The organism is Streptomyces sp. KPB2 (assembly GCF_003950055.1).
Lineage (GTDB): Bacteria > Actinomycetota > Actinomycetes > Streptomycetales > Streptomycetaceae > Streptomyces > Streptomyces salinarius.
Genome location: NZ_CP034353.1, coordinates 6,590,498 through 6,602,904, shown reverse-complemented (window position 1 = coordinate 6,602,904; position 12,407 = coordinate 6,590,498). Strand labels below are relative to the sequence as shown.

At 73.1% G+C, this 12,407-nt stretch carries 11 protein-coding genes; 4 read left to right on the top strand and 7 right to left on the bottom strand.

The genetic code is table 11. The annotated features are described in order from the left end of the window. Positions 1 to 114: 114 nt before the first annotated feature. Positions 115 to 567: a DUF6314 family protein gene (locus D1J63_RS29830; protein WP_125633100.1), complete on the top strand. Its 453-nt coding sequence runs from the start codon at positions 115 to 117 to the stop codon at positions 565 to 567. Here the strand turns inward: D1J63_RS29830 and D1J63_RS29825 are convergent. Together D1J63_RS29825 and D1J63_RS29820 are read right to left on the bottom strand one after the other, a co-directional pair. After that, positions 530 to 1,150, bottom strand: a complete 621-nt coding sequence (locus tag D1J63_RS29825) for a histidine phosphatase family protein (protein WP_125633098.1) — start codon at positions 1,148 to 1,150, stop codon at positions 530 to 532. The genes D1J63_RS29830 and D1J63_RS29825 overlap by 38 nt on opposite strands. Before the next feature lie 120 nt (positions 1,151 to 1,270). Further along, on the bottom strand, positions 1,271 to 2,710 hold the full coding sequence (locus tag D1J63_RS29820) for a PLP-dependent aminotransferase family protein (protein WP_164713032.1): 1,440 nt from the start codon (positions 2,708 to 2,710) through the stop codon (positions 1,271 to 1,273). On the opposite strand from D1J63_RS29820, the gene D1J63_RS29815 reads away from it, so the two are divergent. Beyond that, positions 2,709 to 3,635: a DMT family transporter gene (locus tag D1J63_RS29815; RefSeq protein ID WP_125633096.1), complete on the top strand. Its 927-nt coding sequence runs from the start codon at positions 2,709 to 2,711 to the stop codon at positions 3,633 to 3,635. The genes D1J63_RS29820 and D1J63_RS29815 overlap by 2 nt on opposite strands. A gap of 39 nt (positions 3,636 to 3,674) precedes the next feature. Beyond that, entirely contained in the window at positions 3,675 to 3,869 is a 195-nt protein-coding gene (locus tag D1J63_RS29810; protein WP_102931887.1) for a DUF1918 domain-containing protein, read from the top strand. On the opposite strand, the gene D1J63_RS29805 is transcribed toward D1J63_RS29810, so the two are convergent. Beyond that, positions 3,866 to 5,131 (bottom strand): family 10 glycosylhydrolase, encoded by a 1,266-nt coding sequence (locus D1J63_RS29805; RefSeq protein WP_125633094.1) that lies wholly within the window; start codon positions 5,129 to 5,131, stop codon positions 3,866 to 3,868. The genes D1J63_RS29810 and D1J63_RS29805 overlap by 4 nt on opposite strands. A 137-nt stretch (positions 5,132 to 5,268) precedes the next feature. Between D1J63_RS29805 and D1J63_RS29800 the strand changes: the two genes are divergently transcribed. Continuing rightward, a complete protein-coding gene (locus D1J63_RS29800; protein WP_102931889.1) occupies positions 5,269 to 6,180 on the top strand; it encodes a 3-hydroxybutyryl-CoA dehydrogenase in 912 nt (303 codons plus the stop codon). Here the strand turns inward: D1J63_RS29800 and D1J63_RS29795 are convergent. The 4 genes from D1J63_RS29795 to pheS all read right to left on the bottom strand — a co-directional run bounded on the left by D1J63_RS29795 (position 6,171) and on the right by pheS (position 12,277). Continuing rightward, the gene (locus D1J63_RS29795) at positions 6,171 to 6,713 is read right to left on the bottom strand and encodes an NUDIX hydrolase (protein ID WP_125633092.1); all 543 of its coding nucleotides are present in this window, start codon (positions 6,711 to 6,713) and stop codon (positions 6,171 to 6,173) included. The two genes, D1J63_RS29800 and D1J63_RS29795, sit on opposite strands and share 10 nt — an antisense overlap. A gap of 108 nt (positions 6,714 to 6,821) precedes the next feature. Beyond that, positions 6,822 to 8,162 carry a transcriptional regulator gene (locus D1J63_RS29790; protein ID WP_102931891.1) on the bottom strand — a complete coding sequence of 447 codons (1,341 nt, stop codon included), beginning with the start codon at positions 8,160 to 8,162 and terminating at the stop codon, positions 6,822 to 6,824. Positions 8,163 to 8,642: 480 nt separating this feature from the next. Further along, positions 8,643 to 11,156, bottom strand: a complete 2,514-nt coding sequence (gene pheT, locus D1J63_RS29785; RefSeq protein ID WP_125633090.1) for a phenylalanine--tRNA ligase subunit beta — start codon at positions 11,154 to 11,156, stop codon at positions 8,643 to 8,645. After that, entirely contained in the window at positions 11,156 to 12,277 is a 1,122-nt protein-coding gene (gene pheS / locus D1J63_RS29780; RefSeq protein ID WP_102932821.1) for a phenylalanine--tRNA ligase subunit alpha, read from the bottom strand. Before pheS ends, pheT begins: the two co-directional genes overlap by 1 nt. Between the last annotated feature and the right edge of the window lie 130 nt (positions 12,278 to 12,407).

Sequence of the window (12,407 nt, the reverse complement as noted above, 5' to 3'; positions counted from 1 at the left end):
TGTTCGAAATATCGGACGTTGGTCAGCACTTCGAACGGCAAGATAGGGAGGGGGACCAGGCGCGTCAATGGGTCGCGCGGCAACCAGTGGGCCGGAGCGGGAAAGCGAGGGGAAATGGGCGAGTTGTGGCCGGTGCCCGACGTACTGGCGTTTCTCGCGGGGCGCTGGCGCACCGAGCGGTCGGTGCGGGACCTGGCGAGCGGCCTGGAGGGCCGGTTCGCGGGCGTCACGTCCTTCGACGCGCTCGACGCCGGCGGGCTGATCAGCCGGGAGTCGGGCGTCTTCACCTGGCAGGGCGTGTCCCGGCCCGCCGAGCGGACGCTGCGCTACGGGCCGGGGGGCGAACCGGGCCGTGCGGACGTGCGCTTCGCGGACGGCCGCCCCTTCCACGGCCTGGACCTCACCTCGGGACACCACGTGGCCGACCACCCGTGCGCCGCCGACCTCTACCGCGGCGAGTTCACCGTCCGGGGCCCGGACCGCTGGCGGACGGTGTGGCGGGTGGGCGGCCCGGCCAAGGACCTGCTGCTCACAACGGATTACCTTCGCGAAACACCGGGCGGGTAGCGCCCTGGTCCGGTGCGCCCTCGAAGCGGAGGTTCCAGCGGCCCGCGCGGCCCGTCACGGTGGTCGTCGACAGCGGACGGACGTCCAGGTTCCAGTACGTTCCGGGCGGCGCCTTGAGCGCGTAGACCAGTGCCGCGCGGATCACGGAGGGTTCGGCCACGGCGACGATGCGGTCGCCGTCCTCGCCGGGACGGGTGTCGAGCCAGCCGCCGACCCGGGTGATGAAGCCCAGCAGCGACTCCCCGCCGTGCGGGGCCGAGCGCGGGTCGGCGAGCCAGGCGTCCACGGCCGCCGGTTCGCGGGCCATGGCCTCGCCGAGCGTCAGGCCACGCCATCGGCCCATGTCGCAGTCGCGCAGGGCCAGTTGGAGCAGCGGCGCACAGCCGAGGGCGTCCCCGGTGGCGCGACTGCGGGGCGTGGGCGAGCAGTAGCGCAACTCGGCCGCGGCGAGCGGCCGCAGGTCGCCCGCCGCGCGCAGCACCTCGTCCCATCCGGCCTGGTCGAGCGGCCGGTCGTCGTCGAAGCGTTCCGCGAGCAGCGGTGAGCTGCGTGCGGCCGCGACGAACGTGACCCGAAGCGCCATGCGGTGATGGTGGAGCGAGCGGGTGCCCAGGTCAAGGGGTGTTACCTGTGGGTCACCCTGGGTGCGCCCCGGCTCACCGACCGCTCGCCCGGCCGCGCGGCACCCTGGTGTGCGCCCGCGTCAGCGGCCCCCCACCTCCAGCCAGGCGGTGCGCAGGCGGCGTACGCCTTCCGCGATCTCCCCGACGTTGGCGACCGCGGCGAAGCTCAGCCGGAAGTGGGCGGCCGGGGGTTCGGCACTGAAGTACGGGCGGCCGGGGGTGATCGCGACGCCCGCGCGCAGGGCGGCCGCGGTCAGGGCCGCCTCGTCGGCCCCCTCGGGCAGGCGCGGCCACAGGTGGTAGCCGCCGGAGGGGACGTGCGCCAGGGTGATCTCAGGGAGTTTCAACCGCAGTGCGGAGGTCATCGCGTCCCGGCGGGTCTTCAACTCGGCGGACACGGCCCGCAGGTGGCGCGGCCAGGCGGGCGAGCCGACGAGTTCCAGCGCCGCCTCCTGGAGGGGCCGGGGCACGAAGAAGGTGTCGACGACCTGGATGGCGCGCAGCCGGTCGAGGACCGGTCCGTGTGCGGCCAGGGCGCTGACCCGGAAGCTGGGCGAGGTCGCCTTGGTGAGCGAGCAGACGTGGACGACGACGCCGTCCGGGTCGTCGGCGGCGAGCGGGGCGGGCAGCGGGCCCGCGTCCTCGTGCACGAGCCGCCGTACGAAGTCGTCCTCCACGACGAAGGCGCCGGCCGCCCGCGCGATGCCCAGCACCTCGCCGCGCCGCTCGGGGGCGAGCACGGCGCCGGTCGGGTTCTGGAACAGGGGCTGGCAGACGAAGACGCGGGCGCCGGTGGCGCGGAAGGCGTCGGCGAGCAGGGCGGGCCGTACGCCGTCGGCGTCCACGGGGACGGGTACCGGACGCAGGCCGGCCGCCCGTGCGATGGCGAGCATGCCGGGGTAGGTCGGGGACTCGACGAGGACGGGGGCGCCCGGCGGGGCGAGGGCGCGCAGGGCGGTGGCCAGCGCGGACTGGCCGCCTGCGGTGATCAGTACCTCGGCCGCCGTGATGGCCCCGCCGATGCCGCGCGCGAACCACTCCCGCAGCTCGGGCAGCCCCTCCATCGGCGGCCGCCCCCAGGCGCCGGGCCGCCGCCCGGCCCGCGCCAGCGCCGCCGCCATCGCCCGCTCCGGTTGCAGCGACGGGTGGAGGTAGCCCCCGTTGAACTCCACGACACCGGGCGGCGGCGCGGCCAGCGAGACCAGCACCCCGGAGGCGTCCACGGAGCGCGGTACGAGGTCGGCTGCACCGTCGGCGCTGAGCGCGACCTCCTGCCAGGAGGTGTCCCCGGCGGGGGCGGCCGAGGGGCGCGGCCGGGCCCGGAAGGCGCCGGCGCCGGGCCGGGTGACGACCAGCCCCTCGGCGGCCAGCTGGGCCAGGGCGCGGGAGACCGTCACCGGACTCACCCGGAACCGGTCGACGAGGGCCCGGCTGGACGGGAGCTTTCCTCCCGGTGAGTAGCGGTCGAGCTCCCGCCGCAACACGGTCACCAGGTCAGCGACGCTGCTACGCTCTTGCATGAGAGCACAGAGTAGCGCTATCGCGGCGCCCCGGATAGCAGTCGGCGTCACGAGCGGGGACACCGGCGGCGGGTCCCTCGGCACGGTCCAGGCCGCCCTCGGCGTCGTCGCCTTCTCCCTCACCTTTCCCGCCACCGCCTGGGGGCTGGAGGGCTTCGGCCCATGGTCCCTGATCGCCGTGCGCAGCATCCTGGCCGCCGCGGTCGCCGGGGCCTGTCTGCTGGTGCTGAGGGTGGCACCGCCCGAGCGGCGGCACTTTCTGGGCCTCGCGGTGGTGGGCGCCGGGGTCGTGCTGGGCTTCCCCCTGCTGACCACGCTCGCGTTGCGGACCTCGACCACCGCGCACGCCGCCGTCGTGGTGGGTCTGCTCCCGCTGACCACCGCGCTGTTGTCGGCCCTGCGCGTCGGCACGCGTCCCTCGCGCACCTTCTGGATCGCGGCCCTGGCGGGTGCGGCGGCCGTAATCGCCTTCACGGTGCAGCAGAGCGGCGGCGCGTTGACCTCGGCCGACGCCTATCTCTTCGCGGCGCTGCTGGTGTGCGCGGCCGGTTACACGGAGGGCGGCCGGCTGGCCCGGGAGATGCCGGGCTGGCGGGTCATCGGCTGGGCGCTGGTGCTGTGCCTGCCGCTGACGGTGCCGATGGCGGCGGTGGCGCTGTCCTACGAGCCGGTGCATCTGACGGCGCACAGTGTGACCGGGATGCTGTGGGTGGCGATCGGGTCGCAGTTCCTCGGTCTGGTCGTCTGGTACCGGGGCATGGCGGCGATCGGCATCCCGAAGGCCAGCCAGTTGCAGCTGGCCCAGCCGCTGCTCACACTGGTGTGGTCGGTACTTCTCCTGGGCGAGCACCTGCCGGTGGCCGCTCCGCTGACGGCCGCGGCCGTACTGGGGTGCATCGCGGTGACCCAGCGGGCCCGGGGGTAGGGCGCTGCCCGGCGGCACACAGGTGAGGAGGCCTCACGGATGCATGCAATCAAGGGCGACCGGTTGGTCCAGCACGGCCGGGTGGTCGGTGAGCACGACAAGGTCGGGGAGATCGTCGAAGTCCTGGGCCGGGACGGCAGTCCCCCGTACCGGGTCCGCTTCGAGGACGGGCACGAGGGCGTGTGCTCGCCCGGCCCCGACACGGAGATCCGGCACAGGGAGGTCCAGCTCTAGAGAGTCGGGGGCTCGGCTCGGCGCGGGACGGCGGCCGGCCGCGTGTAGTGGTCGGCGGCCAGCCGCGCCATCGCGCCGCCGGGGTCCTCGGCGACGTCCTTCGCGGAGAAGTAGACGTGCCCGCGGACCTCGGGGTAGCGGGCGGCCAGCGTGAGATGGCGGGAGAGTTCGGCCGGGTCCCGCCAGGCGGCGGGCTGGGCCGGATCGCCGGACTTGTACAGCGCCTCGCCCACGTACAGCTGGGTGCGGCTGTCCTTGGCCACCCCGGCCCACCACGGCAGCAGCTTCGCGTAGTCGGCGCCGTCCATGCCGATGTGCCAGTACAGCTGCGGCACGACGTAGTCGAGCCAGCCCTCGCGCACCCACTTGCGGGTGTCCGCGTACAGGTCGTCGTACGTCTGCACGCCCGCCCGGGTGTCCGAGCCGCGTCCGTCGGTGGCGGCGTTGCGCCACACGCCGAAGGGGCTGACGCCGAAGCGGGCGGCCGGGCGGATCTGCTTGACGCGGGCCGCCGTCTCGCGCACCAGGCGGTCGATGTTGTCCCGCCGCCAGTCGGCCTTCGTGGCGAAGCCGGTGCCGAAGGTGCGGAAGGTCCCGCCGTCGGCGAAGCTCTGACCGGCCACCGGATAGGGGTAGAAGTAGTCGTCGAAGTGGACCCCGTCCACCTCGTACCGCGCCACCGCGTCCATCATGGCGTCCTGCACGAAGGCCCGGACCTCGGGCAGCCCGGGGTTGTAGTAGAGCTGTCCGCCGTACGGCACCACCCAGCCGGGATTCTTGCGGGCGGGATGGGAGGAGACGAGGCGGGCGGGGTCGTCGTGGACGGCGACGCGGTACGGGTTGAACCAGGCGTGCAGCTGCAGGCCGCGGGCGTGGGCCTCCTTGACGGCCGTGCCCAGCGGGTCCCAGCCGGGGTCGCGGCCCTGGCTGCCGGACAGGTACTGCGACCACGGCTCGTACGGGGAGGGCCACAGCGCGTCGGCCGCCGGCCGGACCTGGAACATCACGGTGTTGAGGCGGTGCCGTACCGCGTTGTCGAGGTGCGCGATCAGCTCCGCGCGCTGCTCGGCGGCGCGCAGCCCCGCGCGCGTGGGCCAGTCGTGGTTGGCCACGGTGGCCAGCCACATCCCGCGCATCCCGGCGGCGGCGCTGCGCGAGGGCTCCGGCTTCGCCGGCGCCGAGGCCGCTGCCGACGGTCCCGGCGCCAGTGTGAACGCCGACAACGCCGCCGCCGTGAAGGCACGGCGCGAGACACCGCCCATGGGACAACCTCCTGAACGCAGTGGATCCGCGCGGTCACGGATCGTGTACGGGGCCTCAGCATGCCCGACCCGGGAGACGGATCCGTGACCATTCGGGGGTAACGTGCTCGATCGGAGCAGGCGACGGGGACCCCGGCATGTCTGCTGCCAGCCGTGGAGTCAGCGAAAGGGACGATGTGACCGGCATCTCGGGAGATATCGCACGCGTCGGCGTGGTGGGCTGCGGTCAGATGGGGGCGGGCATCGCCGAGGTGTGCGCCCGCTCCGGTCTGGAGGTGGTGGTCGCCGAGACCACCGGCGAGGCTCTGGAGATCGGCCGCACGCGGCTGTACAACTCGCTGTCCAAGGCGGCCGAGCGCGGCAAGATGACCGAGGAGGAGCGGGACGCGACGCAGGCGCGCCTCAGCTTCACCACCGACCTCGGCGAGTTCGCCGACCGTGATCTGGTGATCGAGGCCGTCGTCGAGAACGAGCAGGTCAAGACCGAGATCTTCCAGGTGCTCGATCAGGTCGTGACCCGGCCGGACGCGATCCTGGCCTCCAACACCTCCTCGATCCCGCTGGTGAAGCTGGCGGTCGCCACCTCGCGGCCCGACCACGTCATCGGCATCCACTTCTTCAACCCGGCCCCGGTGCAGCAGCTCGTCGAGCTGATCCCGGCGCTCACCACCTCCGAGGGCACGCTCAGCCGGGCCCAGCTGTTCACCGAGAAGGTGCTGGGCAAGCACGCGATCCGCGCCCAGGACCGCTCCGGCTTCGTGGTCAACGCGCTGCTGATCCCGTACCTGCTCTCCGCGATCCGGATGTTCGAGTCGGGCATCGCCAGCCGCGAGGACATCGACAACGGCATGGAGATGGGCTGCGCCCACCCGATGGGTCCGCTGAAGCTGGCCGACCTGATCGGCCTGGACACGGTCGCCTCGGTGGCGTACTCGATGTACGAGGAGTACAAGGAGCCGCTGTACGCCGCTCCCCCGCTGCTCCAGCGCATGGTCGACGCGGGCCGCCTCGGCCGCAAGAGCGGCTCGGGCTTCTACGCCTACGGCTGATCCCGCCCGAGCCTGAGGTGGTGCAGGAGGAGTAACGCGGCCGCCATGTTGGCGGCCGGGACCTCCCCGCGGGCGACGAGGTCGGGTACGAGCTTGAGCGGCACCCATTCCCGGCGGTCCGACTCGAAGGCGTCCACGGGGGGTCCGAGGTACCTGCCCTCGTCGGTCCAGTAGATGTGGTGCCGGGCGTCGGTGAGGCCGTTGGAGGGCTCCACGCTCATCAGATGGCGCAGCGGTCCGGGCCGCCAGCCGGTCTCCTCCTCCAGTTCCCTGGCCGCGGCCACCGCGAGGTCCTCGCCGTCCTCGACGACGCCGGCCGCGAGTTCCCAGCCCCAGCTGTCGGTGATGAAACGGTGCCGCCACAGCAGGAGTACCTCGTCCGCCTCGTTCACGACGGTGGCCGCGGCGACGGGGCGCATCCGTATCAGGAAGTGGTCGAGGTGCCGGCCGTCCGGGAGCGCGACATCGGCCAGATTCACGCTGAACCAGCGATTCGAGTACACATTCTGTTCGCTCTCTTTCGTCCACTGCACGGTTCTGCCACCTTTCTTTGAGTAGGTGGCAATATCGCAGCAGCCGACGTGCCGGCAGCAGGCGTACGACGGCCGCTCACGGCGCAGGGGCGGGCGCAGGGCCGGGTGTCACAGCGGGACGCGCAGCGCCCCGTCGATGAGTTCGGCGGCCTCGGCCGTGCCCGCGCACCCGCTGCTCACCAGGTGCTCGCGCACCGCGCGCAGTCGGTCCCGCAACCGCTGGGACTCCATGCCCCGGGCCTGTTCCGCCATCCGTACGGCGGTGGCCACCGCCTTGTCGGCATGCCCCTGGCGCAGCTCGATCGTGCTGAGCATGGCGAGCCGGTGCACGCGTCCCCGGTCGTGCGCCGGGGTGTCGACGGCCGCCGCCGCGTGCTCTCCGGCCGCCGCGAGTTCGCCGAGGCTCAGCAGTGCCTCCGCCACCTGGACGTTGACCAGGCCGGGCTGGACGTAGCCGGTCTCGTCGGGCTCGTATCCGCGCCGGATGCGCTCGGCGGCCTGCTCGGCCCGGCGGATGCAGGACAGTGCGCTGCTGCCGTCGCCCAGGTGCGCGTACGCCTTCGCCTGCATCGCGTACAGGTCGGAGGCGAGCGCCGGGGTGATGTGCCGGCCCGCGGCGCGCAGCGCGGCCTCGGCGAAGGCGACGGCCTGCCGGTACTCCCGCATGAAGAGCGCCTGGTTGACCAGCAGTGCGATGACGTAGGCGCCGAGCCCCCGGTCGCCGCTGGCCTTGGCGAGCCGGAGCGCCTGGTGGAAGTAGCGCTGCGCGAGACCGTGCGCGTCCGAGTCGTACGCGCAGATCCCGGCGACGGCCACCAGTCCCCCGGTGACCCGGTGCAACTGCCGTCCCGTGGCGTCGGTGTAGCTGCCGCGCAGCAGGGGCGCGGCCTCGGAGTTGAGGAAGCCGACGATGCGGGCGCGGGTCGCGATGCCGCCGGCCTTGCGGTACATCTGCTCGTAGTGCGTGCGGGCGCAGCGCACCATCTCCAGGTCGGCCGCGGTGACCCGGTGCCGTCCGCCGCGGGAGACGTCCGTGTCCTCGGGCGGGTTCTCCCACTCCCACACCGGCAGCACGGCGGGCGTGCCGGTGAGGGCCGGGGCGCCGAGGATGTGCGGGCGTTGCTGCTGGTCGGAGCGCCACAGGGCGGTGGCCCGCTCCACGAACCCGGACAGCGAGCCGGTGTGCGGGGCGGCGGGTTCGCCGGGCACGCCGAGGCCGATGTCGTCGAGGGTGACGGGGCGGTGCAGCCGGGACGCGAGGACCTCGCAGATCAGGTCGGGCACCTGGCCGCGTGGCCGCTGACCCTTCAACCACCGTGCGACGGCGGTGTGTTCGTACCTCAGTACGAGCCCGCGCGCCCGCCCCGCCTGGTTGACGTGTGCGGCCAGTCCCGCGTGCGAGATCCCGGCTTCGTCGAGGATCGCGTCGAGCAGGGTGTTGGGCTGCATGGGTGGCCCCCCGGTGAATCGGTGCCGACAGCGTAGTGCGTCGGTCTTCACACGGGGTGTGAACGGAGTGCGCGCATCCGCAGCGTGTGCGCGCTGTCGCGGAGAGTTCCGGGCCGGTTGACTGAAGGGCCTCGAAAGAGGCCGGCCGGGCCGCCGGCTCCCCCTCGTACAGTGCGGCGGCCCGTATCCACGCCGTCCGCCCGGCTGCCTGCCCGACACTCCGTGGCGGGGCGGACGGCTCCGCCGGCTTCGCGGTGCGACCAGTCGCCGTTCAGGGTGCGGGTGCGTTGTCGAGTGCGGGTGCGTCGTGGTTGGTCGCGCAGTTCCCCGCGCCCCTCATCGGCATGACCGCAGCGCCCCTCAGAAGGCGACGGGGCGCTGACGTCCCTCAAGGGGCGCGGGGAACTGCGCGACCGGCCACCGACTGCCCGCGGCCGCCGAACCGGCAGAAACCCCACGCCCCTTGGGCGAACCGAACCGCTAACTGCGCAGTACCGCTCCGACCCGCTCGCCCGCGAGGGCAACCGCCGCGTCACGGGCGGCCGACGCCTCGTCGACCGTCAGCGTCCGGTCCCCCGCGCGGAAGCGCAGCGCGTACGCGAGGGACTTGCGCCCCTCACCCAGCTGCTCCGCGTTGTCGTACACGTCGAACAGCCGGATGGACTCCAGCAGTTCACCCGCGCCCTCGCGCAGCGCGGCCTCGACCTCGGCCGCCGGGACGAACTCCTCGACGACCAGGGCGACATCCTGCGTCGCCACCGGGAAGGTCGAGATGCCCGGCGCCTGCGGGGTGTCGTCGCCGACCCGCTCCACCGCGTCGAGGTCCAGCTCCATCGCACAGGTCCGCGCGGGCAGTCCGAGCGCCTTGAGCACCCGCGGGTGCAGCTCCCCCGCATGCCCGATCACGCGCTCCTCACCGTCCACGGTGACGAACAGCTCGGCGCAGCGGCCCGGGTGCCACGGCCCGTACTGGCCCTTGCGGACGCCCAGTTCGGCGCCGGCCTCGCGGGCGACGGTGCGGGCGGCCTCCACCGCGTCGGCCCAGTCGGCCGGGCGGCCCTTGCCCCACCAGCCGGCCTGCTCGCGGGCGCCGGCCAGGACCACGGCGACGTGCCGGGGCTGGTCGGGCAGCGCGGCGTCCAGCGCGGCGAGGTCGTCCGCGCTCGGGCGCCGGTCCACCGGCAGGTTCGCGGCGACCCGCTGCTCGTCGCGCGGGAGGAAGACCAGGCCGGTCTCGAAGAGCGCCAGGTCGTGCGCGCCCCGGCCGTCGTTGCGGCGCAGCGCGCCCAGCAGGCCGGGCAGCAGCGAGGTCCGCAGCGCGGGCTCCTCGTCGCTGAGCGGGTTGACGAGCTTGACGACACGGCGGGCCGGGTCGTCGGCGTCCAGGCCGAGCTGGTCGAAGACCTGCTCGCCGACGAACGGGTAGTTCAGCGCCTCGACGTACCCGGCACCGGCCAGGGCACGCCCGACGCGGCGGTGCAGCCGCTGGCGGGCGGTCAGGCCGCGGCCCGCCGGAGGCCGGGGCAGCGTGGAGGGCAGGTTCTCGTAGCCCTCCAGGCGGATGACCTCTTCGGCCAGGTCGTTGATGTCGTCGAGGTCCGGCCGCCAGGACGGGACGGTGACGATCAGCTCGTCCTGTCCGTACACGTCGCAGCCGACCTCCTGGAGGCGGCGTACGACGGTCTCGCGGCCGTAGGTCACGCCCGCGACCCTGTCCGGGTGGTCGGCCGCCACGGTGATCGTGTGCGGCACGGGCGGGGCGCTGATCTCGGTGACGCCGGACTCGGCGGTGCCGCCCGCGAGCAGCACAAGGAGGTCGACGGTGCGCTGCGCGGCAGCGGCGGCGGCCTGCGGGTCGACGCCGCGCTCGAAGCGGCGGGACGCCTCCGACGACAGCTTGTGGCGGCGGGCGGTGCGCGCGATGGCCACCTGGTCGAAGTGGGCGGCCTCGATGACCACGTCGCTCGTCGCCTTCTCGGCGTCGCCGTGGTCGGCGATCTCCGTGTTGGCGCCGCCCATGACGCCCGCGAGGCCGATGGGGCCGCGGTCGTCGGTGATGACCAGGTCCTCGGCGTGCAGCTTCCGCTCGACTCCGTCGAGGGTGACGATCTTCTCGCCCTCCTCGGCCCGGCGCACGCCGATGGTGCCCTGGACCAGTGAGCGGTCGTAGGCGTGCAGGGGCTGGCCCAGCTCCATCATCACGTAGTTGGTGACGTCGACGGCGAGCGAGATCGGGCGCATGCCGACCTTCTGGAGCCGCCGCTGGAGCCAGATCGGCGAGCGGGCCTCGGCGCTGAGGCCGGTCACGGTGCGGGCGGTGAAGCGGTCGCAGCCGGTGGGGTCGGCGATCTTCACGGGGTAGCCGTAGGCGTTCGGCGCGGGCACGTCGAGCAGCGCCGGGTCGCGCAGCGGCAGGCCGTAGGCGATGGCGGCCTCGCGGGCGACGCCGCGGATGGACAGGCAGTCGCCGCGGTTGGCGGTGACGGCGATGTCCAGCACCTCGTCGACCAGCTCGAGCAGCTCGATGGCGTCCTTGCCGACCTCGGTCTCCGGCGGCAGCACGATGATGCCGTGGGTGCCGTCGTCGCCCATGCCCAGCTCGTCGCTGGAGCAGATCATGCCGTGGGAGACCTTGCCGTAGGTCTTGCGGGCGCTGATCGAGAAGCCGCCGGGCAGGGTGGCGCCGGGCAGGACCACGACGACCTTGTCGCCGACCGCGAAGTTCCGGGCGCCGCAGACGATCTCCTGGGGCTCACCGGTGCCGTTGGCCTGGCCGACGTTCACCGTGCAGAAGCGGATCGGCTTCTTGAAGCCCTCCAGCTCCTCGATGGTCAGCACCTGGCCGACGACGAGGGGGCCCTTGAGGTCGGCGCCCAGGTGCTCGACGGTCTCGACCTCCAGGCCGGCCGAAATCAGCTTGGCCTGCACGTCGCGGCCGGTCTCGGTGGCCGGCAGGTCGACGTACTCCCGCAGCCAAGAAAGCGGGACCCGCATCAGATCTCCATCCCGAACGGCCGGGTGAACCGGACGTCACCCTCGACCATGTCTCGCATGTCCTCGACGTTGTGGCGGAACATCAGCATCCGCTCGATGCCGAACCCGAAGGCGAAGCCGCTGTACTTCTCGGGGTCGACGCCGCAGGCGGTGAGCACCCGCGGGTTGACCATGCCGCAGCCGCCCAGCTCGATCCAGCCCTCGCTGGAGCAGGTGCGGCAGGGCCGGTCGGGGTTGCCGACGGACGCGCCCTTGCAGACGTAGCAGAGCATGTCCATCTCGGCGGACGGCTCGGTGAAGGGGAAGAAGTTCGGCCGCAGCCGGGTCTTCATCTCCGCGCCGAACAGCGACTGGACCATGTGGTCCAGGGTGCCCTTGAGGTCCGCCATGGTCAGGCCCTCGTCGACGGCGAGCAGCTCGACCTGGTGGAAGACGGGGGTGTGCGTGGCGTCCAGCTCGTCGGTGCGGTACACGCGGCCGGGGCAGATCACGTAGACCGGCAGCTCGCGGGAGAGCGCGGAGCGGATCTGCACGGGCGAGGTGTGGGTGCGCAGCACGACGCCGGACTCGGCGCCGCCGTCCGGGCCCTGGACGAAGAACGTGTCGGCCTCGCCGCGGGCCGGGTGGTCCGGGCCGATGTTGAGGGCGTCGAAGTTGAACCACTCGGTCTCGGCCTCGGGGCCCTCGGCGACCTCGTAGCCCATGGCGACGAAGATGTCCTCGATGCGCTCGGACAGCGTGGTGAGCGGGTGGCGGGCGCCGGCCGGTACGCGGTCGTAGGGCAGCGTGACGTCCACGGCCTCCTCGACCAGGACGCGCGCGTCGCGCTCGGCCTCCAGCTCGGCCTGGCGGGCCGCGAGCGCCTTGTTCACGGCGCCCCGGGCCATGCCGACGCGCTTGCCGGCCTCGGCCTTGGCCTGCGGGGGCAGGGCGCCGATCTCGCGGTTGGCCAGCGACAGCGGGGAGGTGCCGCCGGTGTGGGCGACCTTGGCCTCCTGGAGCGCGTCGAGGGAGTCCGCGGCGGCGAAGGCGGCGAGCGCCTCGTCCCGCATGCGCTCGATCTCTTCCGGTTTCAACGCCTCGACCTCGACAGGGTCGTACGACTTATTCGGTGCCGACATCTCTTCCCGTGCTTCCGATTGGCTGGCTGGGACGCCCCGTCTACGGTCCTCAGACGGCGCGGAGACGCTTCGTCGACGCTTCGTCTGCGGATCTGGACGCAAAGGTGCCAAAGACCGAGTCTAACGGGGT

Bases quoted from the DNA above. Each gene is read 5' to 3' on its own strand.
- pheS (WP_102932821.1), bottom strand. From the start codon at position 12,277: ATGTCGGCACCGAATAAGTCGTACGACCCTGTCGAGGTCGAGGCGTTG.
- pheT (WP_125633090.1), bottom strand. From the start codon at position 11,156: ATGCGGGTCCCGCTTTCTTGGCTGCGGGAGTACGTCGACCTGCCGGCC.
- D1J63_RS29830 (WP_125633100.1), top strand. From the start codon at position 115: ATGGGCGAGTTGTGGCCGGTGCCCGACGTACTGGCGTTTCTCGCGGGG.
- D1J63_RS29805 (WP_125633094.1), bottom strand. From the start codon at position 5,131: ATGGGCGGTGTCTCGCGCCGTGCCTTCACGGCGGCGGCGTTGTCGGCG.
- D1J63_RS29800 (WP_102931889.1), top strand. From the start codon at position 5,269: ATGTCTGCTGCCAGCCGTGGAGTCAGCGAAAGGGACGATGTGACCGGC.
- D1J63_RS29810 (WP_102931887.1), top strand. From the start codon at position 3,675: ATGCATGCAATCAAGGGCGACCGGTTGGTCCAGCACGGCCGGGTGGTC.
- D1J63_RS29815 (WP_125633096.1), top strand. From the start codon at position 2,709: ATGAGAGCACAGAGTAGCGCTATCGCGGCGCCCCGGATAGCAGTCGGC.
- D1J63_RS29820 (WP_164713032.1), bottom strand. From the start codon at position 2,710: ATGCAAGAGCGTAGCAGCGTCGCTGACCTGGTGACCGTGTTGCGGCGG.
- D1J63_RS29790 (WP_102931891.1), bottom strand. From the start codon at position 8,162: ATGCAGCCCAACACCCTGCTCGACGCGATCCTCGACGAAGCCGGGATC.
- D1J63_RS29825 (WP_125633098.1), bottom strand. From the start codon at position 1,150: ATGGCGCTTCGGGTCACGTTCGTCGCGGCCGCACGCAGCTCACCGCTG.